The 24689-nt window shown below is 62.6% G+C and carries 27 protein-coding genes and 1 pseudogene; 19 read left to right on the top strand and 9 right to left on the bottom strand.

Features of this window, described 5'->3' with window-relative positions; translation table 11 throughout:
* Positions 1 to 65 precede the first annotated feature (65 nt).
* The 3 genes from KFK14_RS19460 (at position 66) to KFK14_RS19450 (ending at position 5177) form a co-directional block, all read left to right on the top strand.
* The gene (locus tag KFK14_RS19460) at positions 66 to 2642 is read left to right on the top strand and encodes a TonB-dependent receptor (protein ID WP_212608844.1); all 2577 of its coding nucleotides are present in this window, start codon (positions 66 to 68) and stop codon (positions 2640 to 2642) included.
* Complete coding sequence (locus tag KFK14_RS19455) at positions 2636 to 4765, top strand: Atxe2 family lasso peptide isopeptidase (protein ID WP_343227769.1); 2130 nt, start codon at positions 2636 to 2638, stop codon at positions 4763 to 4765. The genes KFK14_RS19460 and KFK14_RS19455 overlap by 7 nt, the downstream gene beginning before the upstream one ends.
* Before the next feature lie 136 nt (positions 4766 to 4901).
* Complete coding sequence (locus KFK14_RS19450; RefSeq protein ID WP_212608842.1) at positions 4902 to 5177, top strand: HU family DNA-binding protein; 276 nt, start codon at positions 4902 to 4904, stop codon at positions 5175 to 5177.
* A gap of 48 nt (positions 5178 to 5225) precedes the next feature.
* Here the strand turns inward: KFK14_RS19450 and KFK14_RS19445 are convergent, their stop codons facing one another.
* From KFK14_RS19445 to KFK14_RS24275, 4 genes are all read right to left on the bottom strand, one after another.
* Positions 5226 to 5408 carry a hypothetical protein gene (locus tag KFK14_RS19445; protein WP_212608841.1) on the bottom strand — a complete coding sequence of 61 codons (183 nt, stop codon included), beginning with the start codon at positions 5406 to 5408 and terminating at the stop codon, positions 5226 to 5228.
* Positions 5409 to 5534: 126 nt separating this feature from the next.
* Complete coding sequence (locus KFK14_RS19440) at positions 5535 to 7235, bottom strand: asparagine synthase-related protein (protein ID WP_212608840.1); 1701 nt, start codon at positions 7233 to 7235, stop codon at positions 5535 to 5537.
* Positions 7236 to 7309: 74 nt separating this feature from the next.
* Positions 7310 to 7966, bottom strand: a complete 657-nt coding sequence (locus KFK14_RS19435; RefSeq protein WP_212608839.1) for a lasso peptide biosynthesis B2 protein — start codon at positions 7964 to 7966, stop codon at positions 7310 to 7312.
* A gap of 68 nt (positions 7967 to 8034) precedes the next feature.
* Complete coding sequence (locus KFK14_RS24275) at positions 8035 to 8163, bottom strand: benenodin family lasso peptide (RefSeq protein WP_212608838.1); 129 nt, start codon at positions 8161 to 8163, stop codon at positions 8035 to 8037.
* A 222-nt stretch (positions 8164 to 8385) separates the two neighbouring features.
* On the opposite strand from KFK14_RS24275, the gene KFK14_RS19425 reads away from it, so the two are divergent.
* Both KFK14_RS19425 and KFK14_RS19420 read left to right on the top strand, forming a co-directional pair.
* Complete coding sequence (locus KFK14_RS19425) at positions 8386 to 8610, top strand: hypothetical protein (RefSeq protein WP_212608837.1); 225 nt, start codon at positions 8386 to 8388, stop codon at positions 8608 to 8610.
* A complete protein-coding gene (locus tag KFK14_RS19420) occupies positions 8607 to 9041 on the top strand; it encodes a TA system VapC family ribonuclease toxin (protein ID WP_212608836.1) in 435 nt (144 codons plus the stop codon). The genes KFK14_RS19425 and KFK14_RS19420 overlap by 4 nt, the downstream gene beginning before the upstream one ends.
* Positions 9042 to 9054: 13 nt before the next feature.
* Here KFK14_RS19420 and KFK14_RS19415 read toward each other — a convergent pair whose 3' ends face one another.
* From KFK14_RS19415 to KFK14_RS19400, 4 genes are read right to left on the bottom strand one after another with little or no spacing between them, the layout of a single operon-like run.
* Positions 9055 to 9666 (bottom strand): GntR family transcriptional regulator, encoded by a 612-nt coding sequence (locus KFK14_RS19415; protein WP_212608835.1) that lies wholly within the window; start codon positions 9664 to 9666, stop codon positions 9055 to 9057.
* Positions 9663 to 10538, bottom strand: coding sequence for a phytanoyl-CoA dioxygenase family protein (locus KFK14_RS19410; protein ID WP_212611239.1), 876 nt, complete (start codon positions 10536 to 10538; stop codon positions 9663 to 9665). Before KFK14_RS19410 ends, KFK14_RS19415 begins: the two co-directional genes overlap by 4 nt.
* A gap of 13 nt (positions 10539 to 10551) precedes the next feature.
* A complete protein-coding gene (locus KFK14_RS19405; protein ID WP_212608834.1) occupies positions 10552 to 11172 on the bottom strand; it encodes an acyl-homoserine-lactone synthase in 621 nt (206 codons plus the stop codon).
* Between the two features lie 56 nt (positions 11173 to 11228).
* On the bottom strand, positions 11229 to 12005 hold the full coding sequence (locus tag KFK14_RS19400; RefSeq protein WP_212608833.1) for a LuxR family transcriptional regulator: 777 nt from the start codon (positions 12003 to 12005) through the stop codon (positions 11229 to 11231).
* 258 nt (positions 12006 to 12263) lie between these two features.
* On the opposite strand from KFK14_RS19400, the gene KFK14_RS19395 reads away from it, so the two are divergent.
* The 9 genes and pseudogenes from KFK14_RS19395 (at position 12264) to KFK14_RS19355 (ending at position 20422) form a co-directional block, all read left to right on the top strand.
* Positions 12264 to 12473 carry a transcriptional regulator domain-containing protein gene (locus KFK14_RS19395; RefSeq protein ID WP_212608832.1) on the top strand — a complete coding sequence of 70 codons (210 nt, stop codon included), beginning with the start codon at positions 12264 to 12266 and terminating at the stop codon, positions 12471 to 12473.
* A 61-nt stretch (positions 12474 to 12534) separates the two neighbouring features.
* A complete protein-coding gene (locus KFK14_RS19390) occupies positions 12535 to 13050 on the top strand; it encodes a DNA -binding domain-containing protein (protein ID WP_212608831.1) in 516 nt (171 codons plus the stop codon).
* Positions 13051 to 13547: 497 nt separating this feature from the next.
* Positions 13548 to 14384, top strand: coding sequence for an ArdC family protein (locus KFK14_RS19385; RefSeq protein WP_212608830.1), 837 nt, complete (start codon positions 13548 to 13550; stop codon positions 14382 to 14384).
* A 59-nt stretch (positions 14385 to 14443) separates the two neighbouring features.
* Positions 14444 to 15655: a tyrosine-type recombinase/integrase gene (locus KFK14_RS19380; RefSeq protein WP_212608829.1), complete on the top strand. Its 1212-nt coding sequence runs from the start codon at positions 14444 to 14446 to the stop codon at positions 15653 to 15655.
* The gene (locus KFK14_RS19375) at positions 15652 to 16593 is read left to right on the top strand and encodes a tyrosine-type recombinase/integrase (protein WP_212608828.1); all 942 of its coding nucleotides are present in this window, start codon (positions 15652 to 15654) and stop codon (positions 16591 to 16593) included. Before KFK14_RS19380 ends, KFK14_RS19375 begins: the two co-directional genes overlap by 4 nt.
* Positions 16590 to 17582, top strand: a complete 993-nt coding sequence (locus KFK14_RS19370) for a tyrosine-type recombinase/integrase (protein WP_212608827.1) — start codon at positions 16590 to 16592, stop codon at positions 17580 to 17582. The genes KFK14_RS19375 and KFK14_RS19370 overlap by 4 nt, the downstream gene beginning before the upstream one ends.
* A gap of 113 nt (positions 17583 to 17695) precedes the next feature.
* Positions 17696 to 18022, top strand: a pseudogene (locus KFK14_RS19365) (zincin-like metallopeptidase domain-containing protein); the annotation flags it as partial.
* Positions 18019 to 18435 (top strand): DUF2958 domain-containing protein, encoded by a 417-nt coding sequence (locus KFK14_RS19360; RefSeq protein WP_212608825.1) that lies wholly within the window; start codon positions 18019 to 18021, stop codon positions 18433 to 18435. The pseudogene KFK14_RS19365 and the gene KFK14_RS19360, both read left to right, overlap by 4 nt.
* Before the next feature lie 112 nt (positions 18436 to 18547).
* Positions 18548 to 20422 (top strand): ParB/RepB/Spo0J family partition protein, encoded by a 1875-nt coding sequence (locus KFK14_RS19355; RefSeq protein ID WP_212608824.1) that lies wholly within the window; start codon positions 18548 to 18550, stop codon positions 20420 to 20422.
* A gap of 231 nt (positions 20423 to 20653) precedes the next feature.
* Here KFK14_RS19355 and KFK14_RS19350 read toward each other — a convergent pair whose 3' ends face one another.
* Positions 20654 to 21112: a nuclear transport factor 2 family protein gene (locus KFK14_RS19350; protein WP_212608823.1), complete on the bottom strand. Its 459-nt coding sequence runs from the start codon at positions 21110 to 21112 to the stop codon at positions 20654 to 20656.
* Positions 21113 to 22004: 892 nt separating this feature from the next.
* On the opposite strand from KFK14_RS19350, the gene KFK14_RS19345 reads away from it, so the two are divergent.
* From KFK14_RS19345 to KFK14_RS19325, 5 genes are all read left to right on the top strand, one after another.
* Entirely contained in the window at positions 22005 to 22325 is a 321-nt protein-coding gene (locus KFK14_RS19345; RefSeq protein ID WP_212608822.1) for a DUF736 domain-containing protein, read from the top strand.
* A 177-nt stretch (positions 22326 to 22502) separates the two neighbouring features.
* Entirely contained in the window at positions 22503 to 22787 is a 285-nt protein-coding gene (locus KFK14_RS19340; RefSeq protein ID WP_212608821.1) for a helix-turn-helix transcriptional regulator, read from the top strand.
* Entirely contained in the window at positions 22780 to 23352 is a 573-nt protein-coding gene (locus KFK14_RS19335; RefSeq protein ID WP_212608820.1) for a S26 family signal peptidase, read from the top strand. Before KFK14_RS19340 ends, KFK14_RS19335 begins: the two co-directional genes overlap by 8 nt.
* On the top strand, positions 23340 to 23972 hold the full coding sequence (locus KFK14_RS19330) for a lytic transglycosylase domain-containing protein (protein WP_212608819.1): 633 nt from the start codon (positions 23340 to 23342) through the stop codon (positions 23970 to 23972). Before KFK14_RS19335 ends, KFK14_RS19330 begins: the two co-directional genes overlap by 13 nt.
* Positions 23973 to 24279: 307 nt before the next feature.
* On the top strand, positions 24280 to 24648 hold the full coding sequence (locus KFK14_RS19325; protein ID WP_212608818.1) for a hypothetical protein: 369 nt from the start codon (positions 24280 to 24282) through the stop codon (positions 24646 to 24648).
* The last annotated feature ends 41 nt before the right edge of the window (positions 24649 to 24689 follow it).

Genomic DNA, 24689 nt, shown 5'->3' with positions numbered 1-24689 from the left:
ACACCTAGCCTGTCCAACCCCTCAAGCGATGCCGCGTCGGCAAATCGCCAAAAGGGGGAAATTTCGTGATCATCATCCGTAGCGCCGTTTTCGCGGCTTCCGTATCAGTCGTGGCGATCGCCAATGTTGCGCTCGTCCCCAGGGCCATCGCGCAAACAGCCGCCGAACAGGATTATCGTCTGCCGGCCCAGCCGCTCGATGCATCCTTGCGCGCTGTGGCGCTGGCGTCGGGACGCAATATCGGCGCTCCGGCGCTGCTTATCACCGGGAAAGTTGCGCCTGCGCTCATCGGGCGCTTCACTCCAGAGGAAGCCGTTGCGCACCTGCTCAGAGGATCCGGGCTTCGGTCGCGCGTGGTCGATGGCGATCTTATCATCGCGCGCGACGTTCCATCACTTGGCGACGAGAGTGCTGGCGACCAGAGCGAAGCCATCATTGTCACTGGCAGCCGCATTCGAGGCGCGCGGATTGCTACTCCCGTCATCCGACTCGACCGCGAGGATGTTTTGCGGAGCGGCCAGACAAGCATGGCGCAGGTTGTCCAGAATTTGCCGCAGGCCTTCGGCGGCGGCCAGAATCCGGGGGTGGGCGCCAATGTTCCAGCCGCCAGCGGCATTAATGTCGGTGGCGCCACCACCATCAATCTGCGCGGGCTTGGCAGTGACGCAACGCTCACCCTGCTGAACGGCCGTCGTCTTGCCTATAATGGCTCTCGTCAAGGCATTGATGTATCCGCCATCCCGCTTGGCGCTGTTGATCGCCTGGAGGTCGTCGCAGATGGCGCATCGGCGCTTTACGGGTCCGATGCTGTCGCTGGCGTCGCCAACATCATTCTGCGCCCCGACTTCGACGGCCTGCGCCTCGATGCGGAAGGCGCTCTGGCCACGCAGGGCGACTGGTCCAACCAGCGCTATGGCCTGACGACCGGCACGCGATGGGCTTCGGGCGGCCTCATCGCCTCCTATGAATTTGCGCGCAGCCCAGCGCTTCGCTCCAATGACCGCAGTTTCACAAGCGCCAATCCAGGGCTGACCATCTTTCCGCCGCTCAAGCGCCATGCGCTCGTTATTTCCGGACATCAGGGGCTAAGCGACAGCCTCAATTTTGCTGTCGATCTGCTCTATAATCATCGCCGGTCGCAGATCGACTATCCGCTGAATAGCGAGGGCGACCTGGCGCTCAGCCATATCGAACAGCCCTCAACCAGCCGTTCCATCGCAATTGCGCCGAGCCTTAGCCTGACCCTGCCTGGCGATTGGAATGCCAGCCTGTCCGGCGTCTATGGCAATGAGCGCACATTCCTGCGCTCACGGGTCTTTGAAGGCGCCGAGCAAATCGCCACCCAATTTGTGTGCTATTGCAACAGTGGGCAGTCGGTTGAGCTGGGCGCCGATGGCGGACTATTTCGCTTGCCAGCCGGCAGGGTGCGCATCGCTATTGGCGCCGGCTATCGGCGCAATCTTCTCAATGCCGATCGCGGCGCCGACAATGTCGCCAGCGTGCGCCGGGATCAGGACAGCTATTATGGCTATGGCGAACTCAGCGTGCCACTCGTCGCGCCGGAGATGCAGTTTGGCCTCATCCATCGCCTCGATCTGAGCGGTGCCGTGCGATATGAGCGCTATCCCGGCATCGACAGCGTCGCCACGCCCAAATTCGGGATCATCTATGCGCCGTCGCGCGACGTTGATCTCAAGGCGAGCTGGGGTCGGTCCTTCCGCGCGCCATCGCTGCTGCAACAAAATCAGGTGCCGTCCGTCTCGCTCTATCCCGTGGCGAGCCTGGGCGGCACGGGTTACGCACCTGACGCGAGTGCGCTGCTCATATCCGGCGGCAATCCCGGCCTTACGCCAGAGCGCGCAGAGACATGGACAGCCTCGATCGATATCCATCCCGCTGTGATCGAGGGCGCCCGCTTGCAGCTAAGCTATTTCCACACCCGCTATACTGACCGCATCGTCTCCCCCATCTCCTTCTCCACCCAGTCGCTGTCCAATCCGATCTATACCGGATTGGTAACGCTTAATCCGTCCCAGGCTATGGCTGCCGGAATTATCAATTCAGCGCTGCAATTTACAGATCTCACCGATGATGGCGCCGACCCGTCCAACGTCGTGGCGATCGTCGACAACCGTAACCGGAACAGCAGCCGTCAGACGATCAAGGGTGTGGACATCCTTTTGGACTACCGTTTCCCATTTCAGCAAGGGGAACTGACCGCAAGCGCCAATGCCAGCTATCTCCATGTCGTCCAGCAACTGATTGCAGGGCAGGCGGAAACGCCTCGTACGGGCGTGCTGTTCACGCCGCCGCATTGGCGGGGCAGGGGATCGCTCAATTGGCGGCGCGGCTCGCTCAACCTCAATGGCGCGCTCAACTATATTGGCGGCGTCGAGGACGATCGGGTTGGCGACGATGTCCGAGTCCGCGGCATGACGACAGTCGATCTCACCGCGCAAGTCCATCTCGAACAGCTTTGGGGTGCTTTCAAGTATATCGATCTCAGCCTGTCAGCACTCAATGCCTTCGATGTGAAGCCGCGGCGGATCGCCAATTACGACATGTATGACAGCACCTATGACTCCACCAACTATTCTCCCATCGGGAGGGTGTTGAGCCTCGGCATCAGCACCACATGGTGACCCGACAGCGCCATGCCCCCGGCCGCGCCCATCCCTTGCGCGCGATCGTCCTCCTGATGGCGATGGCCGGCTCCCAGCCGGCCATCGCACATTGTCCCGACCTGCTTCCGTCTCAAATCGCGTCCGTGGAGCATAAACGCTTGATCACCGCTGATGATCTGATTGGAATGCGGGATATTGGCGAGCCCGACCCGGCGCAGGTCGATCAGCCCAGTCCCCTGGCGCTGTCTCCGGATGGAAGGAGGATGGCATTTCTCATCCGCAGGGCCGAACCTGCCACAAACAGCTATTGTATCGGGCTTGTCGTAATGGGCCTTGATGGACATAGCGATCCACGGCTGATCGATAGTGGGGGCGAACTGATGATCGCCACCACTGTCATGCGAGGCATGCGGATGCCGGTCGGCGTTGCAGAGCCGTCAATCCCACAATGGTCGCCAGATGGGCAATCCATCGCCTATCTTCGTCGGGATAAGGGCCGCACCCAACTTTGGCGCGCCCGACTTGATGGCTCCGGCGCGAAGGCAGTCACCGATGCCCCGGTGGATGTCGAGGCTTTTCTCTGGAGCAGGAATGGCCACAACCTCCTTTTTGCAACGCGCCCAGCCACCCGCGCCCTGGAATCCGCGATCGATAAGGAGGGAGAGGGAGGCTGGCATTATGACGGGCGGACCGCGCCCCATCTTGGCTTGAGGCCGCAAATCGCCAGCGACGTGCCATTACAGATAGAGAGCATCGATCCGGATAGGGGTGTGCTTGGGCGCGCCAGCGCAGAGGAGGCATCCTTCTTTGCAGCCTTCGGGCAGAGTAGCGATCTTCCCCAAGCAAGATCGGTCGCTGGCAGGCGCGCCTGGGTCGAGCCTGAAGGCGATATGCCCCTTTCTCCCCTCATCCTCCATGCTCAGGACAGCGAAGGCAGGGATATCGTCTGTCGTGACAGCGCGTGCCAAGGCGGCATGATCGGGCTGTGGTGGGAGAAGGGTGGCGGCACGATCTTGTTTCTGCGTCGTGAAGGCTTGGCGCGGGACACTATTGCGCTGTATCGCTGGATACCGGGCGGGCAACCGCGCCTGCTGTTTCGAACGTCGGACCTGCTGACCGGCTGCGCGCTACGTGGCGACGCTTTGCTCTGCCTTCGGGAAAATAGCGTGACGCCGCGCCATATCGTTTCGGTCGACGTAAAAAATGGGAAATCGCATACGCTTTTTGATCCCAATCCTGAATTTCGGGCAATAAGGCTGGGGTCTGTCGAGCGGCTCCGGTGGAAAAATGATCGCGGACTGGCGGCGCGCGGCGACCTCGTCCTGCCGCCTGGCTATAAAACAGGAGAGCGGCTGCCGCTCATCATCGTCCAATATAATAGCAATGGCTTTCTACGCGGCGGCACCGGCGACGAATATCCTATCCACCTTTTCGCTGCCCACGGATTTGCGGTTCTAAGTTTCGAACGCCCCGCAAGCGCTGCGACCCTGGCGCCTGGGATCAAGAGCTGGGCTGATTTTGCGACGGCCAATCAGAAGGACTGGGCTGATCGGCGCAGCCTGCTTTCCGCGCTGACCGTCGGCGCGGAAATGGTGATCGCGCGCGGCATCGCCGACCCAGAAAGGATCGGCCTTACCGGTCTCAGCGATGGGGCCTCCTCCACCCGTTTCGCGCTCATCAACAGCAGGCTGTTCGCTGCCGCCGCGGTCAGTAGCTGCTGTACCGATACCCATACGGCGATGACCTATGCAGGTCTTGCTTTTGCTGATGACCAGCATGAGGCCGGAGCGCCTTTTGCATCGGAAGGGCGGGATGATTATTGGCGGCCCTATTCGCTTGCCCTCAACGCAAAGACCATGAACCGTCCCTTGCTCATGCAGTTGGCGAACGAGGAGGCATTGCTGGGCCTTGAAAGCTTCACCGCCCTCCATGAGCAGCAGCAGCCGGTAGATCTTTATATCTTTCCCGACGAACATCATATGAAATGGCAGCCTGCCCATCGCAAAGCCATTTATGTGCGCAATCTCGACTGGTTTTCCTTCTGGTTTCAGAAGCGGATCGATCCGGATCCTGCCAAGGCAGAGCAATATCAGCGCTGGATTCAAATGCGCGAGAAGCGGGATGAAACTGCTCAGCCCTAGTGCGGTCGCGCATTTCCTCCAGCCAGATTCCGGCAGCTATTTACCATGGTTCAGCCCGGAATTAGGCGATTCTGCTCGACGTCGCGCTCTGGGCTTGCCATCTGCTCGCCATCGATTCTGACGATGGAGATACTGTATGAACCAGGCTGAACTTGTTGATGCTCTTGCGGCTGACCAGGGTATCGCGAAAAGCGATGCCAAGAAATTTCTCGATGCTGCATTCGGCGTGATTGCGTCCACCGCCGCTAAGGGTGAGGAAATCTCGATCAACGGCTTTGGCAAGTTCAAGGTCAAGGACAGCCCCGCCCGTGACGGCCGCAATCCGGCCACGGGCGAGACGATCAGCATTGCAGCCTCGCGCAAGCTGGCCTTCTCTCCCGCAAAGGCTCTTAAGGATAAGCTGAACGGTTGAGCCTGTTCGGTCTCAAGCCGCCGGCACTCCCGGCGGCCTGAGAACCACTTAGGCTATGTCGCTTGGGGCATTGGCGCCATTGGGCCGCAGCGAGGCGGCAATCATGGCGGCGACCGCTTCTTCGGCGCGCAAGCGGACGAGATCATCCTTCACATTGAGATCATGTCGTATCCATTGCGGCAGGCGCGTGAGCACATGCGTGAACTGTTGAGCAAGCTGTGGCTGGGTCATGACACATCCTGTTCCGCCGCGGATTGTTAGGGCAACAGCCTCCTGCGGACTATGGATTGATGATAGCGCCCGGAGCTGCTGTCCGCCATGACAATCGCGAAACTCTGCGTCCCTTAAGTGGACAAGTCAACCATTCGTCGCAGTTATACCTGCGCCACCGCCGCGCCAGGCCCGCGCCCATGTCTCTACGTCGATGAGCCGAAGCAGGCGTCCTGTGTCGGGCGGCGCGACCGTGCCGGTTGAGCGAAAGCTGCCCTCGATCGCGTGCCGGTCGAGAATGCCCTGCGCAGCGAGCAGCCCGTCCATCAATATCTCCCGCAAGCGGGCATGGTGACGTTCGAAAATCTCGCCGGTAAAACTGTCCGTCGTGCCCTTGGATCTGCGTTCGGCGATTTGCGGCGGCAGTTCGCGCGCAAAAGCGCGCCTTGCAACCATGCGATTCTTGCCGTCTTCAAACCAGCGCCAGGTGGGTATGGAGAGACAAGCCTCGACCAAGGGCTGACCAAGAAGCGGCGCGATCATCGGCATCGGCATTTGCGGGTCCAGCCCATCGATATAGCTTTGCGCATAGGAGAGAAGCTTGATGTGCCGCATCTTGCCTGGAAGGCCTTGGCGAGGACGGACAAACCAGGGATGGGCTGGAGTGGCTGATGCCAAAGCGGCGGCATCACGAGAGAGATAGCTTAAATCTGGTTTGAAGGCGCCAGTCCTATTCCACGGCAGTGAAAGTTTAAGGGCCGAGCGGACGACGGCCGCAATGCTGACGCCTGCCATCTCACTAAGGTGTCGAGCGCCGCGGAACATCTCCCGTCCAGCGCCGCCAGTCAGTAGTCTGTCGGCAACTGGCGCTGCAGAATGCAGGCCGCAATAGACATTGTCGCCGCCTCCGCCCGAAAAGATCGCCTGAGCGCCCACGCTGTGCGCCTGCTCGATCGCGATCCGGGCTGATTCTTGTTCGAACATCCGCTTGGCCGGCCTTGGCAGGCGCGCCGCATCCGTGTGGTCTGGATCTATGCGGCGTACATCGCGCAGAGCTTCATGCAGCGGCTGGCCGACGGCCTGCGCCATCAGCCGCCCGAAATCCCGCTCGTCCCCGTGGCGGTCGCGGGCGACCAGCGTGGCAAGGCTATAGTCATTGCCTGAAGCCTGCAGGCCTGCAGCGACGATGGAGGAGTCTATGCCGCCGGACAGCATCAGCAGGACCCGATCATAGTGGCTGGCCCTCGCGCTGATGCAGTGGCCCGTGCTTTGTCTTATGCGTTCGCTCTCCTCAGCTGCGCTGCCATGCCGATCCATCACATGGTCCCAGGGCGACCATAATTGTTCAGCCCGTTCAAGACCCTCGCCGATGGTCAGCCGGTGCCCCATTTGCAAAGCGCTGATGCCCTCAAGGCAGGTCTCATCTGTTCTTATGTCCTGCCAGGCGAGTTCGTGCGCGACGGCGTCCCAGGCGATTGGCGGCCGGGCAATGCCCGCCAGGATAAGCATATCCATGTCGGAAGCGAGCAAGGTCGCCTGCCCATATCGTTTATGATAGCATGGCAGTTCGCCGAAGGGCGCCCGCACAATGTCGACTGACATGCCGTCGGCGCTACCGATTATGGCGATGTATCCGCCCCAATAAGAGGAGATGAGATGCTGGCCGCGCGATTGCCTTATGGCCTGCTTCTCCCTTTCTGGAAGGCTTGAAAGGGTCTGCGGATAGCGGCGATCGACAAGCGCGCCGATGATGATGCCCTGTTCCAGCGGGATGACAGGGCTGCCCGCGACCGCGACCATAGTCGATCCCCAGACATGGATCTGCATGCCCGGGTCAATGCTTCGCATGCGCGCTGCAATGTCAGGTCCGAGCGACGGAAAGACGTCCGTTCCGTTTGTCAGGACAAGAAAACGCGGCAGCATTAGACGACCAGGATAGGCGTGTAGCTGCGGACATTTTCATAGCGATCGTTGAGGAGCAGCGCATCCTGCTGGACCCAACTATGGGCGGCAAAGGGACGCATTTGTACTGCAAGGACAAGCTCTGCCGCGATGCCATGCTGCGCAAGACAGGAAGCAAGCGCCACTGAGCGGGAAAGGCATTGATCATGCGTGCGGATAAAGCGGGCGCTTTTGGCAAAGGCGGCGGCTATTGGCGGAAGCGCGGCATGATCGGCTATTGGTTCGATCATTCTCGCTTTGCGCGCCGCAATCGCTGCGATGCCTGCCGATAGCCCGCGGTAGCGGATCGTCATGCGCGCGCTGAGCAGCATCGCCAGCGCGGCGAGCAGTCGCAGCGGATTTGCCCGGCCGGGCTGGCGGTCCAAAATGCTCTGCTGCGGAATATGGGAGGGACAAGGAACAGGACGTGTCGAGGCGTTGCTGTCGAGAAAGCTGATCGGCAGGGAAGGCGGAAGGTCCGCGTCAGGGTCATGGCGGGATTTTGCGCGCCACAGCATCCTGAACGCTTCCTGCGCGGCAGGCGCTAGGGCGAAATAGCGATCGGCCTCCAGGTCAAGAAAGATCAGTTGACCGTCAATGTCGCAGAAGCTGACGCCAGGGCGCAAACCAAGGACCATGCGGAGTGCCTTTCAGCTACAGGCCATCACCGGAAACGCGCGGCCTTCTCGCCGCGCGTCCCTTGATTTCAGTCCTCGGAAAGACCCATGCGCTTTTGGCCGAGCACTTCGTCGCCGGTGCCATTAATGCCCTTGGTCTCAATGCTCGCAGCGCCCAGATCGATCAGAGCCTTCTCATGGTCAATGTCGCGTTCCATAACTTCACTCCTCATCATGTCGTCACATATCGTGACTGGAGAAGTGTAGAGCCATGGCCTGACTATCTGAATTTTATACGGAATTTATAATGAGAATGTTTTCCTTTGCGCCGCCTGGAACGGCGTTCTGGGAATCGCTGGCATGATTTGAAGATGGGGAATTTGCTCGCCGGGGCTACGTCTGATATGATGCGTGATGTTTGATGCGTGGACGGATGGAAGATGAGAACGACGCTTGCAATCGACGATGACGTGCTGCTCGCTGCCAAGGCGATCGCCCATCAGCAAAACCGTACATTGGGGGAGGTGGTTTCCGAACTTGCCCGCAAGTCCCTGCGTCGCCCGGCCTCGGCCAAGTCGCGTAATGGCATCCCGCTGCTCCGCGCAGATGCCGGGAAATTGGTGACGTTGGAGATGGTCAATGCATTGCGAGACGAGGCGCTGTGACATTTTTGCTGGATGTTAATGTCCTGATCGCGCTGATCGACCCCTACCATGTTGGGCATGAAGCGGCGCATCATTGGTTCGAGGCTGAAGGTTCGGCGTCCTGGGCAAGCTGCCCGATCACCCAAAATGGCCTGATCCGCATTATAGGGCATCCTAAATATCCCAACTCTCCCGGTTCGCCAGCAAGCATTGCGCCCATATTGCGCAGCCTGTGCGATCTTCCCGGCCATATATTCTGGCCGGATGCCATAGATATCACTGCGAGCGGCACGATCGACATAGCGAAGATCCTGACCCATGCGCAGGTCACAGATACATATCTCCTGGCATTGGCCGCGCATCATGGCGGCCAACTCGCCACCTTTGACCGGAGGCTGGCGACCGCTGCTGTCAGCGGAGGAAGGAAGGCGCTGCGTGTCATCGAAGGGTGAAGCGGCCCAGGGGCTATTCGGCGCGATAAAGCGCGCGCAGGATTGCAGCCGCTGCACGGCGGCGGCGCCTATGATAGGTGCCATTGATCCGGCGCAGAGCGCTGCGTTCGCGATTATGCAGCGCCTCGATCCAGGACTGGAGTTCGCTTTCGCCCTGCGCAATGACCTGGCTTTCCACCGTCCGCACTGCGTGCAGGCGGAGATTGAGCATATGCATGGCGCGGCCATGCTCGCTGTTGCAGGACAAAAGGGCGGTCCGGAGGAAGATGCCAGCGATCCTGTCGGCCATGTTCGAGGGAGACATGGCCTGCACGTCTGGACGCTCCGGATCGAGCCGCGGCGGCCAGGATGCAAGCGCTGCCGCAACAAGATCGGCTGACCAGGCATAAAGATCCTTGAGGCCGGGCTCGTCGAGATGCGGGACATGAAAGCCCGTGCCGGCGCGCGCCTCGACCAGACCCTCGCCGGTCAGAATATGGAGCGCCTCGCGCACCGGGGTCGCGCTCGATGCGAGATTTTTGGCGAGCAGGGCAGGATCGAGCCGCTCGCCCGGCCGGAAAATCCGCTCCATGATCTGCCGCCTGAGCGCTTCATGCACGCGGCCGGTCGTCGCGCCCGCGTTCATCCCGTCACTCGTTGCCCGGCATGGTGCTTATCCACCATGTCCTTCTGGTCCGGGAGCAGCGCATCGATGGCGCCAAGTCGCTCATTGGCGTCGCCGGTCAATAATATGGAGGGACATTGCCCTTCAAAATTGCCGAGATTGGGCCGATGCTGGCGATAGCCGATAAGCGCAGCCAGGTCGGACGGGAAATGGCGCGCCACAACGGGCGGATAGGCGAGCCAGGGATTTTCATAGGGTTTAAGCCAGCCCAGGCTATAGCCAATGACGATCCCGCGTCTGATATCCTTGCTGCGATTGGCGCCGGCGCCGTGCAGAACCGACCCAAGCAGGATGAGCGCTGATCCCGGCGTCATCTCTGCGGCAAGGGGCTGGGCGTCCGGTAGCGGATCGCGCGCTGCCATGCCGTGGCTGCCTGGCCAGACCAATGTCGCGCCATTATCGGCATTGAAAAGCGTCAGCGGCCAGATGACATTCACCAGATATTCGATTTCGCCGACCGGCCCCCGCCACATATCCTGGTCGCGATGCGGCGCTTGTGCTGGCGCGCCTGGATGAATGGCGATCGCCTGGGCGACATTGAGCTGGATAGTGTCGCAATGGGGGCCAAGCATCGCCTCGACAATGTCCAAAATCAGCCGCTGCTGGACAAGGGCGGCCGCGTGCGGCGACCGGCTGAGCAAACGCCCGAAACGCTGCGTCGTCTCCCCGTAAAAGTGGCCCCGGCAAAAGGGCGTGAGGGCAAAATCCTCCTCAAGATCATGCGCCAAAGCTGTGATAGTCTCGGACGGAAGCAAGGCAGGGATGATGCATGCGCCTTTGGCATGGAGCATGTCGATCCATGGCCGCGCCTGGACGGACAGGAGGTGTGCCATCATAATCCTCCTTTCACGTGGCGGCGCGGGATTGCGGTATCGCAATCGACGCTTGGCCGATGATGCCAGCGCCCGCCAGCAGGCGCGGGGTTTGCTCGGATATCTCGATGCAGAGCGCGGCGAGCAGACCGCCGTCGCAATATTGGGGACGCCCAAGCGGGAGGCAGCGCCAGCCGAACGCGATAATCTGCTGGGACCAGCCTTTCTCCGCGACCGCGCTATAATGGGTGATCCCGGCCGCCAGCGCATGATCGACAAGCGCTATGATCAACGCGTCGCGGACCTGACGCCGTTCTGCGGCGCGTAGCCGCCGGTCGAGGCAAAAGCGGGTTATCTCGAAGATTTCGGGACCGCTGGGCGGCGGCCCTGCGCACAGATCGGCATAGAAGCTGTCGAGAATATGGGGCCGGCATGTCGGCAGCAGCCTTGCCGAGCCGAGATGTTCGCCATCGGGGTCGGTCAATATGAGATAATGGCACTGTTCGCCGTCAAACTGATCAAGCTCATAAAGACCGGCAAGGGTCGGCAAATCCCATTTAAGGAGATCGATAAAGACCGATTTTCGCGCGGCAAACATGTTCCGTAAGACCGCGTCCGCTATCGGACCGCCCAGATGCTTTTCTATCTGCAACATGATCGTGTCTCCCTTAACCATGATTGGCCAAGGGTCGCAGCGCAGGCATTACGGCGCTATTCCCAGAAAGGGGTATAGCGCCGTCTGTTGATATCCGTGATCGTCAGTGTCCCGTCTTCAAGCGTCAGGCCCACCAGGGAAATGCGCTTGCTGATACCATAGCGCTCGCAGGCATGTCTGATATGACGCGACACGGTCTCCTCGCTGATCTTGACGATCTGGCTGATTTCCCAGTCGCTTTTGCCGCGCGTCGCCCAGAGCACGCATTCGCGCTGCCGGTCAGTGAGGATCGCCTTGCGTTCGCCAAAACTTTCGCCGCGCCCGGTCCACAGACGCCGGGCCGCTTCAAAGGCAAATCCGCCGACGATCTGCGCGAGCAGCAACCGCTCCTGCGGCACGGCCTTCCCGGCGATAGTGGCGAAGGAACAGGAGCCGAACATCTCGCCTGGGATATTGGACGGCACCGTGAAGCCGTCGCTGATGCCCTGTTCGCGCCCAAGACTGAAGATGCGGCGGTCCTGAACCGTCAGGGGAATGAGATGCGGGATGCGCGCCCATTGGAAACCGATCCCCGTCCTATGGCTCGCCCGGTGCACCGGGTCCGATACCCCCAGCGCGCTCGAAGCATAGAAATCGGCCCATTGCGCGGGATAATTGTGGAGATGGATTGCCGCATCATCCTCATAGGCCAGGATGTCGACATGATGGGTCATGGCGAAATAGTCGAAACCAAGGCGCGGCGTGACGATGGCCATGGCATCGGCCAGGTCTTCCTTGGTGCGCGCCGCGTCGATCAACAGCAGCAATTCCAGCGCAAGCGGATACAGGTCCATAAAAATGCAACCCGGCCACGGGCGGCATCTCAAGCTACCGGCAGTCCCGCTGCCGGCCCTTCCGGCATCTTCGCGCCGGACGGCGGGGCCTCAGGCCGGCGTCCGGAAATTTCCTCATTGTCACAAAACTATCACCCAAAAGCCCCCGGCAAAAGTTTTGCATTGCAAAATAAAATCCATTCTGGCCTGAAAAATCCGAACCCTTCTATAAGCTTAGGGCCGGCTGGCGGACGCCGATTTGAGTGAAGCGGCCAGTTCTTGAGCGTCTTGGGCCCGAAATTCTGGACTGATCCGGACGCCTATGAGGCATTGCGCGAGGTGGATCGGGCCGGGATCATGTGGGAGTGGCTTCGCCGCGATCCCGACTATATCCGCTGGTATGCGGAGGCCAGCCGGACGACGCGGGGCGCAGCCGACCCCGCAGACTGGGGGTTGCATTTTCGCCGAGGCGCCGCACTTAAGCGCTAGAGAGGCCCGGATCTTCTGGATCGCTGATCTCGACCCGGCGGTCCTCCCGGTCGACATAAGCATGGCCCCGGCACCTGGCCCAGACAGCGTCGATCTGTCTGTTCTTGCGCCCTGGCTTTCCCTTGTCCGGAGCGCCGCTGGCAAGGAACATGCGCTTTTGTCCGACGGCGCGCGCCATATCCGGATCGATGTCGAGCAGGGCAGTTTCGCGCAGGCCGGACCTGTCACGATACGCTATCATATTGCTGGTTTTGCCACAGCGCGTGCGCGGCTGGCGCCGCTGCGCCGGTTTCTCGATCTGGTCCGGCGCGGCAGATTTTCCCGTTCCCTCTATCCGCCCGATCCGCGTTTGCAACGGCATGCCGCGCTCCTGCGCGTCCATGACGCGATCAGCATTGGCGCCACCCAGCGGGAGATCGGCGCGGCGCTGTTCGGGGCTGCCCGCATCGAGAAGGAATGGGACGGCGCGTCCGACTCGCTGCGGCTGCGCGTGCGCCGCCTGGCGCGCGACGCCAGGGCCATGGCCCGTGGCGGCTATCGCCTGCTGCTGCGCAGATCCGGCCATTATCGAGACTAGCTGAAGGAAGAACCGGACCCCCCTGTGTTTGGACTGTCGGCGCCTTGCTTCTGGTGGTTTTCCGCCCCCGCGCGGTCTGTTGGTCCGCGCGGCCGCGCTCTCTGACACGGACGGCGCCTTGTTGAGCCGTTCGCGTCACCGAGCCGCCTGTCAGAGTCTTTGTCTGCCAGCGTCTCGGCCTGCCGGTATCGATCGCATGACGGGACGGCGCCGCTGCGCTGCTGCCGTCAGGCGGACGCCGCTGGCGCGGCGGCGCGTTGTCGGGCCTCTCCCGGTGGCGCGGGCGCGGTCGGCGCGTCCTCCTAGGCCCGCCGCTGCCGGCGGCAACCCCGGCGCTTTGCTTGGGGTGCTTCGCTGCGCTGCGCCCGTCCTGTTCGGCTGCTGAAGCAACCGGGACGGTGCCTTCGGCCGCTGTTGCGGGCCTTTCCGGTCGCTCTTGCCGACCACCCCCGCTTCCGGGAGCGGCCTGTTGTTTTGGGAGCATCAGGAGGACAGCCATGTCTGCGAAGGGCACGGGCACGCACGAGGGCAGCGCCAAGCGGCGCGGGGAACAAGGGAGAAAGAGGAAGGAGAGGAACAGAAGCAGAGGCGGAGGTAGGAGCAGGGGCGGGGCGGGCGATGACGCCCGGCCGTCCGGTAGCGCCCATGCCCGCCATGCCCTCTATGACGAGATCACCGCAAAGATAGTTGGCGAGCTTGAACAGGGGCATATCCCATGGGTGCGGCCTTGGGCCAGCCATGGGGGCAGGCAGCGGCGCGCGGTCGCGCCAGCCCTGCCGCGCAACGCGCTTTCGGGACGGCCCTATTCGGGCATCAATATCCTCATCCTCTGGAGCGCCATGATCGAGCATGGCTATGCCTCGCATGGCTGGCTGACCTTCAAACAGGCTCTCGAAGCAGGGGGCTGCGTCCGCAAAGGGGAACGCGGCACCAGCATCGTCTATGCCGACCGCTTCATTCCGAAAGGCGAAGCGGAGCGGGCCGCGCAGGAAGGAGGCGACATCAGGGTCGTACCGTTCCTCAAACGCTTCACCATCTTCAACCTTGCGCAATGCGAGGGATTGGACGTCGATCTTGGCGCGGACCCGGTCCCCTTGCCGCGCGACAAGATCGCGCCGGTCGCCGAGGAACTGATTCTCGCCAGCGGCGCGGATTTTCGCGTCGGCGGCGACAAGGCCCATTTTGTCCACGACCTCGACTATATTGCGGTCCCGCATCAGAGCGCTTTTTACGATCCGATCAACTATTATCGGACCGCGCTCCATGAACTTACCCATAATGCCGCGATCCGGATTATGCCGCATGTCGCTGAATTAGCGCGGCTGGCGGCATGATTACGTGCGGGCCATTCGGCATAATCTTCGTCGCTCCGACAACATGGAGCACGAAGATCATGTCCGAAAATCTGAAAACCTGCGTTGAGCCGTATCTGGCGGCGTTCGAGCAGACCTATGCCGCAGAGAACTACAAAGCTCGGACGATCATCGCTTATCGGTGTCTGGCGAGGAAGTTCGGCGCGGTTCTGGACGAAGCGGGTATCGCACCCCCGTCCGTAACGCTCGACTGCGTCGAGCCGCTGACGCGCGACCTTCCAAGGGAGCGGAAGAATACAATACGCCTCGACACCATCGCGCGCCGGTTCGTCCAGCACTTGGTCGATATCGGCGTGGCGCAGCCGGTGCCGCTGACAGACAATGAGATCGCGCGTGCGACTTTGCTGGCGGACTTCGAGACCTATCTCATCAAACAGCGCGGCCTCAGTCCGCGCAGTATCCCGCACTCGGTGGGTTTTGCGCGCCGCTTTCTCGACTATCGGTTTGGCAAGGCATTGCCCGATCCGGGGCGCCTGTGCCCCGCCGATGTAATCGGCTTCATGGAGCATGTGCTGGCCAGCGCGCGTCGCGACAAGACGGTGGCGACCCACGTCCGTATCTTCCTTCAATACCTGTTCGCGTGCGGCGCGACCGCGACCAATCTGGCGCTGAGCGTTCCAAAAACGGCGAAACGCTGGGCTGCACGACTGCCGCGCCACTTGTCGCCCGATGGTGTCGAGGCCGTGCTTGCGTCCGTTCGCGACAATCACCGGCATGGTGCGCGGGATTATGCGATGCTGTTGGTTATGGCCCGGCTCGGGCTGCGTGCGGCCGAGGTCGTCGCGATCCAACTCGACGATATCGACTGGCGCGCGGGCGAACTGATGGTGCGCGGCAAGGGCAAGCTGCACGACCGTCTGCCGCTCACCGCGGAGGTCGGCGACGCGCTGAGCCGGTATCTTCGTGAGGAGCGAGGACCGGCGACCTGTCGCACGCTGTTCGTCGCGCATCGCGCGCCACATCGGCCGTTCAAGGATGGGACGATCGTCAACGCCATCCTCAAAGATGCCTTGAAAGCGACCGGCCAAAAGCCGGTGACGCCTTATGTGGGATCGCACCTGCTGCGTCATAGCCTTGCCACCCAACTGGTGAACACGGGTGCATCGCTCGACGAGGTGGGCGACATGTTGCGACACCGATCGCGGTCATCGACGATGATATATGCGCGGCTCGACATCGACGGGCTGCGGTCGATCGCGCAGCCCTGGCCGGTTGCGGGAGGCACGCTATGAGCCTCACCGACCAGCTCGACCGCTATCTGAGCGTCCGGCGCGGCCTCGGCTACGATCTTGGCACCAGCGAGCGCATCCTCCGCCGCTTTACCCGGTTCGCTGACGGCGAGGGTGCCGCTTATATCGACACGCCGCTGTTCCTGCGCTGGCATGCCACGCTGGCGGAGGCCCAGACCTCGACTCGAGGGGCGAGGCTCAGCGCTGTCCGTCTGTTCGCGCAGTGGTTGAGCAGCTTCGATCCGGCACATGAAGTACTGCCGCGAGGTCTGCTGCCGAGCGCCATCGCACGGTCTCGACCGCACATCTACAGCGATGCCGAGATCGGAGCGATCATCATGGCGGCCAAGATGCTGCCGTCCATTTATGGTCTGCGCGGACTGACCTGCTCGACGTTGTTCGGACTCATCGCCGTCACGGGCCTGAGAATCAGCGAGGCGCTGGCACTCGATGGTGAAGACCTCGAGATCAATCATGGCGTGCTGCGCGTTCGACAGGGTAAGCTCGGCAAAGAGCGGCTGCTGCCACTCGACCCGAGCGTCGTCACCCGGATGATCGACTATCGTGTCGAGCGTGACCGGCTGATCGGCCATCCGGTTACGCCGATGTTCGTCACCGACAAAGCCACCCGCCTCACCGACTGTGCCGCCCGATACAACTTCGCGCACGCGTGCCAGCAGATCGGGCTCCGGACTCCTCAGCCATACTGCAAGCATGGCAGAGGACCGCGCATCCATGATCTTCGCCACAGCTTCGCGGTGAGGACGATGATCGACTGGTATCGCACCGGCAAAGACCCGGCGCGCGAAATGATCCGGCTCACGACCTATCTGGGCCATAGCGATCCCTCCAACACGTACTGGTATCTGGAAGCGGTTCCGGAACTGCTCGATCTGGCGATGGCGCGGGCCACCGCCGATGGCCGGGAGGCTGTGCAATGAGCGCCGCCGCCTTGCCCGCGCTGATCCAGCGCTTCTTCACCGATCGGTTGTGCGTCCAAATGGAAGCGAGCCCACACACCGTCGCGGGCTATCGCGACACGTTCCGCCTGCTGTTGCGGTACGCAGGCGCTCGATGCGGGAAGCCGCCGGTCAAGCTCACCGTCGAGGATATCGACGCCGATCTGGTCGCCGACTTCCTCGCCCATACCGAGACAGCGAGAGGTAACAGCGCGCGCAGCCGCAACACACGGCTTGCCGCGATCCGATCGTTCTTCCGCTACGTCGCGATGAGCGATCCGACCTGGCTGCTGCAATGCCAGCGCATCCTCGCCATGCCCAACAAGCGCTATGTGAAGCGCACGGTGACGTTCCTCGACGCCGACGAGATGGCGGCGTTGCTCGCAGCGCCGGACCGCACAACATGGGCGGGGCGGCGCGATCATGCGCTGCTCCTGCTCGCGATCCAGACCGGCCTGCGGGCATCCGAACTGGTCGGCCTCACGCTCGGTGATGTTGTGCTCGGGAACGGCGCGCACATCCGCTGCATGGGCAAGGGCCGGAAGGAGCGTGCGACCCCGCTTCGCCGCGAGACGGCCAGGCTGCTGGGGGCGTGGATAGGCAACGACAAGGATGAGAACAGACCGCTGTTCCCGTCGATCCGGGGAGAACGACTGAGCCGCGACGCTCTCGAGCATCTGGTCCGCAAGCACTGCCTCACGGCATCGCGCACGTGCCCGAGCATCGGCACCAAGCGGGTCACACCGCATACGCTTCGCCACAGCACGGCAATGGACCTGCTCCACCACGGCGTCGATCCAGCGGTGATCGCGCTCTGGCTTGGTCACGAGAATGTCGAGACCACCCAGATCTACATCCACGCCGACATGCGGATGAAGGAAAAGGCGCTCGCTCGCGTCGCCCCTCCAGCCACCCCGTCAGGCCGGTTCCGCCCCGACGACAAGCTCCTCGCGTTCTTGGAAGGCCTCTGATTATGCCGAACCGCCGCATGGCCGATGCCCGGAAAACCAGCCTCCAACAGACGCCATGCGGCATAATCCGGATCGCGGCATTATGGGTGTTATGCCGATATCGGCATAACGTCCATTGGAGCGGCCATGTTTCGCGCCTTGGCCGCGACTTTAGCGGCGCTTATGGGTCTGCGCCCTATGCCCGCGAGGAATTATGCGCGGAAATGGGCAGCGCCTTCCTCTGCGCTTCGCTCGGCATTGTCCCGACCGTCCGCCATGCCGACTATATCGCTTCATGGCTTGGCCTGCTCCGCGCGGACAATCGCGCCATTTTCCGGGCGGCCAGCGCCGCCAGCAAGGCCGCTGACTATCTCCTTGCCTTCCGCCCGCCAGAGCCGGGCAGCAGCGCCTGTTCGGCAGGAGGGCTGACCGCAGCGATGCGGCTGCGGCACGCGGCATGACGCTCCTCACCGCCGATCTGCGCTATGGGCTGCGCGCCAATGCGATCTGCGCCGAGATTTCCCGCGAACAGGGCAGGGCCTTTGATCCCTGCCCGCTCGTCAAACTCTATTCGCCCCTCAGCACGGCGACATGGCTTGTCACTGAGCTCGACCGGGACGGCGATAGCTTGTTCGGCCTTGCCGACCTTGGCTTGGGTTATGCGGAGCTTGGCACATTCTCGCTGCGCCAATTATGCGCCATGCGCCTGCCTTATGGTCATGGGATCGAATGCGAGGCCGGTTTTGCGACCATCCATCCCCTGTCGGTCTGGACGCAATGGGCGCGATGTTCCGGCTCGGTCCTCTGGACAGAAATCCTCCTAACCCGCGCCGCCGCCGCGATCATGGCATCGGACCCCGAAATCCCCGGATAAGGCCGATCCGCCTTGCCGGGATATGCGCGGCACGTCCTGCCGCACCCAATGCCGGTCCCGCTTGCCAGTCATCTCAAAGCATCGCGGCGCCGGCCTTATAAGGAGTAGCATCATGCAGTTGGACTATATCGCTCTCGACAGGCTTGCCGTCAGCAAGACCAATATGCGCCAGGGCGCAAAAGCCCCGGACGTCTCCGATATACTGCCGACGATCAGGAAACGCGGCGTCATCCAGCCCCTTCTCGTGCGCCCCGGCAGCGAGAGCGGCCAATATGAGATTATCGCCGGACGCCGCCGCTTCACTGCCGCCTGCCTCGTCGCGCGGGAACTGCGCGAAGCGGGCGGAGAGCGGGGCGACGCGCAGGACAGTCTCCATATCGACCCGCTGCCCTGCGCCATCCTTGACGCAGGCGATGACGCCACCGCCATCGAAGCCTCGATGATCGAGAATATGGCCCGTCTCGACGCCGATGAAGTCACGCAATGGGAGAGTTTTGTCCGGCTCGTCAAACAGGGGCGGGATGTCGCTGATATCGCCGCCACCTTCGGCCTGCCGGAGCTTGCGGTGCGGCGCATCCTTGCCCTTGGCAATCTCCTCCCGCCAATCCGCGCCCTCTACCGCAACGGGATGATCGACCGGGCGAGTATCCGTCATCTGACCATGGCCAGCAAGGCCCAGCAGAAGGCGTGGCTGGCGCTTGCCGAGGATGAGCATGCCTATTGCCCCATCGGCAATCAGCTCAAGGCTTGGCTGTTCGGCGGCCAGTCGATCCCCGTTCGCCACGCCCTGTTCGACGTCACCCGGTTTGATGGGCGGATCATTGCCGACCTGTTCGGCGAGGACGGCTATTTTGCTGACCCCGACGCTTTCTGGACAGCGCAATATGCCGCAATAGACGCGCGGCGCGCCGCCTATCTCGAAGACGGCTGGGCTGATGTCATGATCGTGCCGCCGTCCGATCATTTCCATAGCTGGGAATATGAGAAGACCGCCAAACGCAAGGGCGGGCGCATCTATGCCGATGTCCGGGCAAGCGGCGAAGTGATTTTCCATGAAGGCTATCTCAGCCGCAAGGAAGCGCAGCGCGCGCAGCTGATGGTGGGCGGCAACGCGACTATGGGGTCCAAACCCTCCCGTCCCGAACTCAGCGGACCCTGCCAGACCTATATCGACCTGCACCGCCATGCGGCCGTCAGGGCGGGTCTGGTCGGCCATCAGGGCGTCGCGCTGCGGCTGATGGTCGCCCATGCCATGATCGGATCGGCCCATTGGACCGTCCACCGCGAACCCCAGACAAGCCGCAACGAGGCAACGGCCAAAAGCCTTGAACGCAGCCGCGCCGAAGCCCTGTTCGACGAACGGCGCCGCGCAGTCATGGCCGCGCTCGACCTGCCGTCCGACCAGTCGGCGCTGATCGCGGCAAAGGGCGAGGGCGGCCATGGCGGCGACGATGCGCTTGCCCGGATATTCCTTAAACTGCTCGATCTGCCCGACAGCCTCGTCATGGAGATAGTGACAATCGTCATGGGCGAGACGCTTGAAGCTGGCAGCGCGGTGATCGAGGCGGTTGGCCTGCATATCGGCACCGACATGGCCGATTGGTGGCAGGCTGACGATGCCCTGTTCGCGCTGATCCGGGATCGCGAACTGCTGGTCGCGCTGGTGAGGGATGTGGCGGGAGAGGCCGTCGCAACGGCCAATCTGGGCGCGACGTCCAAGGTCCTTAAATCGATCATCTCTGACCATCTGACCGGCACCAATGGCCGCAGGCACCATGACCGCTGGGTGCCGCGCTGGATGCGCTTTGCGCCGTCAGCCTATACCGAAAGGGGCGGTGTCGGCACCGTCGACGCCTTCGCCCGGATCGCGCCGCCTGCCGCCAAAACCCCAGCCTTCAAAGACCCAGCGTCCAAAACTCCAGCGCCGGACCCTGAGCAGCCGCCCAGAGAGGAAGGCGATACGACAGAGCTGCCGCGCGCTGCCTGACCGATAAGGGGGCGGCCAAGCGCTGCCCCCTTATCCATGGAAACAAGGATAGTCTCGAGCGTGCGACGGGCTACGCGCTTCTTGGCCTGAAAAGGATAAGGGCCTGCAAAAAGCAAGCCCGCCAAGGCCACCTGTCTCCCCTGTCTATTGGGGCAGGCCAAGGCGCAAGGCCCCTCGACATCAGGCGCTTGCGAACATGCGCCCTTGCCCTCGGCTTGAGGGGAGGCGCTCTTAGTCGGAGATGGTCTGGCTGGTCGCTTTAGGAGGCGACAGTCTCTCGTCGCCGACCATCGTCAAGGTGAGCGCGACGATCCTCAATCCTCGCCGCCTCGTGATCCGGGCGGACAAATCCCAGCATCGAATGACATTGCCCTGGGTGCGCCAGTCGCTCACCGTGCAATAGGCAGCGATCAGAAGGTCGCGGCCATTATCGGCAAGATCGATATAGATATTGTGGAGGAAATGCCGCCATGCGCCGCCGCCCTTTTCCTGCACCATATCGGGGATTTTCGCGATTTCCGCCCGCCCGGCAAACCTCCCCAGTTTAGGCGCGTCGATGACCGCATCAGGGGTGAAGATATCATTCCATTGCCGCGGCAGGTTGCGGTCGAGCGCATGGCAGAAGCGGCTCAGCAAATCCCGGATTTCCAGCCGCGTCTCGACATTGATCGCTGAAAATGTCGCGCTCATTCCAAATCTTTTCCTTCGCGCCTGGCGGGCATCTCGGCGACGCCTGTCAACCGGATGCGCCCCTGCGTCCTATGATGAGATTGGCGATTTCTAGTCCAGCCCGACCGGCCGGGCAATGCGGATATGGAGCCAGTTTCACTATGTCGCCGGACGTTGAAAGAGGTTGGATCATGCGGCACGGCCGTCCACGCCGGGCAGGCAGCGGGGCGGAAATTCCGGCCGCGCGGTCCCGCCCTTCATGCGGTCCCGCGCGGATTGGGCACAGGCCCCGTCTCGATGCCGGAAAGACACCCTCCCGCTCACTGAACGTATGAGGCCGTGGCCGAAGGCGCGGGCGGAACCGGCACGCGATTGGCTTCCTGCCTCGCTTGGGCGCGCGCCTTTCCTTGCCATGGCGAGGATGCGGGACATAAGGGTGCGCGCCTGCGCGGATATATTGGTCCTGTGGCCGCAATAGCCCGATGATGACCGGCCAGCTTTGTCCGATACGCGCCAAACCACCCACAGGGTGAGGGTATGCCGCTGCTGACCTAGGTGCATGTTCGGCTTGTTGTCCGGCGAGGCTCTTTCTGTCCTTACAAGGCTTTCCGCGCGGGGCCTGCGCTACTGATCGACGGCCAATCTCTCCATGGGGATCTTTCCCGCACCGATTTCCGGTGCCTTGGACGTGTGACCTGGGCTGGCCGCAGCCCTTCAAAACCATCGCGCCGGACTTATTTCCCCGACCCGCTTTGCGGCTCTCCTCGCGGGCGCTTCGCGCGCAAATAAGCCCGTCGCTCCGGTCCTGCGCGTGCCGCTCCGGCCTCCCGGTTCGAAGCCCTGCTCAAACCATCCCTTCTGGTCCGCCCATCGCCCGGAAATGGTTCGGGGCGAGCATCCAAGGAGAAATATCATGCCCGCAATCGGTTATGTCACCCGCGAGGGAAAAGGCTTCAAAGGCCAGCTCAAGACCCTCTCCATCCGCACCGAGATCGAGATCATCCCCAATGTCCGCAAGTCCGGCGACAGCCATCCCGACTACAGGGTCTCGGCTGCCGGGATCGAGGTCGGCGCGGGCTGGGTTCGCCGGGGCGAGATGAGCGGCAAGGACTATGTCTCGCTCTCCCTCGCAGCCCCGGAATTTGGTCCGCGCCGCCTCTATGCCAATCTTGGCCGCGCCGCCGGACAGGATGACGAGGACACTTTCGCGATCATCTGGAATCCCGCCGATTGATCGCCTTTGGCCCCGCGCCCGGCACGGACGCGGGGCCTTTTTCTCGCCGGCTTCTCTCCGGTCATAAGGGGGACGCAAACGCCTATGGCTGTTTGCGACCCTGCCAAAGCAGGCCGGAGCGATCCATTCCCGCCCTGGCCGGAACATGGGGTTCCGGCGGCTATGGATCGCTCTTACATGGATGACACAGCACGCCGCGCGCAGGCCGCGCGCGAAGGTAGCCCCTTCCTTACCGCCAAACAGACCGCCTATCATCTGGGCATCGCCTATACGACGCTGAAAGACCTGCGGACGCGGGGCGCAGGCCCTAAATGCCGCAAACATGGGCGCACCTGGCGCTATCATATCGACGATATCGAGGCCTGGTCCGCGGGGCGGTCCATCGGTGGCGATCAGGGCGGCAGCAATCAGAGCAGCGGCATCAGCGCTGGTATCAAACGGTCTGGCGGCCGCCATGGTTGACCCGCGCGACAGGCCGCTATTCGCCTGGGGTCAGGCACTTCGCGCCGCGAGGGCGCGGCGCAGAAGGCTCACCCGCCGCGCAGCCTATATTGGCGCTGGCATAAGCGCCTTGGCGCTCACCATCGCCTTCCCGCCACGGCCCTGGCTGGTCTGGAATGTGAGCGCCAGCGCGCCGCTGGGTCTCTACGCCGTGCTGCCCGTCGCGCGGATACAGCGGGGGGATATGATCCTTGCCTGGCCCCCGCCGCAAGCCCGGCGGCTTGCCGCGCAGCGCCACTATCTGCCCGCCACCATCGCGCTGATCAAGCGCGTCGCAGCACGTAACGGCGACATGGTCTGCGCATCGGGAAACGCGGTGACTGTGAATGGGAAGGCGCTGGCCGATCGCTTGAAATTCGACAAAGCAGGCCGCCCTCTACCGCAATGGCAGGGCTGTGTCCGGCTTGATCGGGACATGATCTTTCTGGCGATGCCGGAGGTCTCCGGCTCCTTTGATGGGCGCTATTTCGGGCCGACCGCACGGCGCGAGATGATCGGCCGGGCGGTGCGCCTGTGGCCGCGCTGAAGACCGGCATCGCCGCCGCTGTCCTTTGTCTCTCATTCCCCGCCCAAGCCGATAATGTGGCGCGCTGGCGCGCGGAAATCGCAGAAGCTTCGGCGCGTTTTGCGATACCTCAAGCCTGGATCGAGAAGGTCATAAGCGCTGAAAGCGGCGGGCGCACACTATGGCAGGGGCGTCCGATCACCAGCCGGGCAGGGGCGATGGGCCTGATGCAATTGATGCCGGAGACCTGGGCAAGCCTGCGCAAAATCCATGGGCTTGGGTTCGATCCCCATGATCCGCGCGACAATATTCTGGCGGGCACGGCCTATCTGCGCGCCATGTATGACCGCTTCGGCTATCCCGGCATGTTCGCTGCCTATAATGCCGGACCGGCGCGTTATGCCGCCCATCTCAAGACGGGCGGGGCGCTGCCGCGCGAGACCCAGGCCTATCTCGCGCAACTGACGGACGCTGCCGCCACGGGAGAAGCGAAGCAGGCGACGGCCCGCACTATAGCGGCTGCGCCGCCCGCGCTCTTTGTCCTCGGAGAAACGGCTAATGGCTCTCCGCATCGGGACGACAAAATCCCGGACAAAGCATTCAAGCCTGATCCCCTGTTCGTAATCCGTTATCGGGAATAGCGGCGGGGTTTGGGGCGCCCAGCCTCTGGCGGTGCATGGCCAGGCGATGGGGGAGGCTCGTCTCGGCAAGGCCCAGCATGGCGGCTGGCGGAGCGGCTGTGCAAGGCCGGCGGCGCCTCCAATTTTTCTGGAAATATGGGCGCGCTGCGCACGCATGTTCTTTTGCTGCCGGTCCAGAAAAATCGGCACCTCCACCGCCGCTGACGCGGCGCTCGCGCTGCGCCGCGCGCGGCCCTGACAGCCGCTCCGCCAGCCGCCGGTCGAGGTCTGTCCTCACTTTAGGGGACGGGTTTCTTTGGAGGTTCTCATGGCTTTGGCTCAGACAATCGCGGCGACAAATGGCGTCATGGCGGCTTTGGTCGCAGGGCTTGAGCGGGAGTTTGGACGGGGGGCCGGCGAGGCGCTGGCGCACCGTTTTCTGGCGGCGGAAGAAAGCGATCTACTTTGGGATATGCGGGTCGAGGAACGCTGGCTGGGGCGCTGGGAGGCGCTTGAACAAGCGCATGGCGAGGAGGAAATCGATCTTGACCGGGTGGCGATTACAGGGCGCTGTAACGGCGCCTGGTTCGTGGCGGTGATGCTCGTGGACGGGGAGGGAGAAGCGCATGGTGTGATCGGACGGCGCAGTTTTAGAAAGGGCGCGAAAGCACATCGCGCGCTGGCATTGGCGCATTGAACAAAGGCGCCATCAAGGCCGGGGTCCGCTGTCGCACAGGC

It is taken from the genome of Sphingobium phenoxybenzoativorans (assembly GCF_018286635.1).
Lineage (GTDB): Bacteria > Pseudomonadota > Alphaproteobacteria > Sphingomonadales > Sphingomonadaceae > Sphingobium > Sphingobium phenoxybenzoativorans.
Note: the sequence above shows the minus strand (reverse complement) of the source record. Positions and strands in the feature narration are given on the sequence as shown.

Bases quoted from the DNA above. Each gene is read 5' to 3' on its own strand.
- KFK14_RS19455 (WP_343227769.1), top strand. From the start codon at position 2,636: ATGGTGACCCGACAGCGCCATGCCCCCGGCCGCGCCCATCCCTTGCGC.
- KFK14_RS19450 (WP_212608842.1), top strand. From the start codon at position 4,902: ATGAACCAGGCTGAACTTGTTGATGCTCTTGCGGCTGACCAGGGTATC.
- KFK14_RS19445 (WP_212608841.1), bottom strand. From the start codon at position 5,408: ATGACCCAGCCACAGCTTGCTCAACAGTTCACGCATGTGCTCACGCGC.
- KFK14_RS19440 (WP_212608840.1), bottom strand. From the start codon at position 7,235: ATGCGAAGCATTGACCCGGGCATGCAGATCCATGTCTGGGGATCGACT.
- KFK14_RS19435 (WP_212608839.1), bottom strand. From the start codon at position 7,966: ATGGTCCTTGGTTTGCGCCCTGGCGTCAGCTTCTGCGACATTGACGGT.
- KFK14_RS24275 (WP_212608838.1), bottom strand. From the start codon at position 8,163: ATGGAACGCGACATTGACCATGAGAAGGCTCTGATCGATCTGGGCGCT.
- KFK14_RS19425 (WP_212608837.1), top strand. From the start codon at position 8,386: ATGAGAACGACGCTTGCAATCGACGATGACGTGCTGCTCGCTGCCAAG.
- KFK14_RS19415 (WP_212608835.1), bottom strand. From the start codon at position 9,666: ATGAACGCGGGCGCGACGACCGGCCGCGTGCATGAAGCGCTCAGGCGG.
- KFK14_RS19410 (WP_212611239.1), bottom strand. From the start codon at position 10,538: ATGGCACACCTCCTGTCCGTCCAGGCGCGGCCATGGATCGACATGCTC.
- KFK14_RS19405 (WP_212608834.1), bottom strand. From the start codon at position 11,172: ATGTTGCAGATAGAAAAGCATCTGGGCGGTCCGATAGCGGACGCGGTC.
- KFK14_RS19400 (WP_212608833.1), bottom strand. From the start codon at position 12,005: ATGGACCTGTATCCGCTTGCGCTGGAATTGCTGCTGTTGATCGACGCG.
- KFK14_RS19390 (WP_212608831.1), top strand. From the start codon at position 12,535: ATGGCCCCGGCACCTGGCCCAGACAGCGTCGATCTGTCTGTTCTTGCG.
- KFK14_RS19385 (WP_212608830.1), top strand. From the start codon at position 13,548: ATGTCTGCGAAGGGCACGGGCACGCACGAGGGCAGCGCCAAGCGGCGC.
- KFK14_RS19380 (WP_212608829.1), top strand. From the start codon at position 14,444: ATGTCCGAAAATCTGAAAACCTGCGTTGAGCCGTATCTGGCGGCGTTC.
- KFK14_RS19375 (WP_212608828.1), top strand. From the start codon at position 15,652: ATGAGCCTCACCGACCAGCTCGACCGCTATCTGAGCGTCCGGCGCGGC.
- KFK14_RS19370 (WP_212608827.1), top strand. From the start codon at position 16,590: ATGAGCGCCGCCGCCTTGCCCGCGCTGATCCAGCGCTTCTTCACCGAT.
- KFK14_RS19360 (WP_212608825.1), top strand. From the start codon at position 18,019: ATGACGCTCCTCACCGCCGATCTGCGCTATGGGCTGCGCGCCAATGCG.
- KFK14_RS19355 (WP_212608824.1), top strand. From the start codon at position 18,548: ATGCAGTTGGACTATATCGCTCTCGACAGGCTTGCCGTCAGCAAGACC.
- KFK14_RS19350 (WP_212608823.1), bottom strand. From the start codon at position 21,112: ATGAGCGCGACATTTTCAGCGATCAATGTCGAGACGCGGCTGGAAATC.
- KFK14_RS19345 (WP_212608822.1), top strand. From the start codon at position 22,005: ATGCCCGCAATCGGTTATGTCACCCGCGAGGGAAAAGGCTTCAAAGGC.
- KFK14_RS19340 (WP_212608821.1), top strand. From the start codon at position 22,503: ATGGATGACACAGCACGCCGCGCGCAGGCCGCGCGCGAAGGTAGCCCC.
- KFK14_RS19335 (WP_212608820.1), top strand. From the start codon at position 22,780: ATGGTTGACCCGCGCGACAGGCCGCTATTCGCCTGGGGTCAGGCACTT.
- KFK14_RS19325 (WP_212608818.1), top strand. From the start codon at position 24,280: ATGGCTTTGGCTCAGACAATCGCGGCGACAAATGGCGTCATGGCGGCT.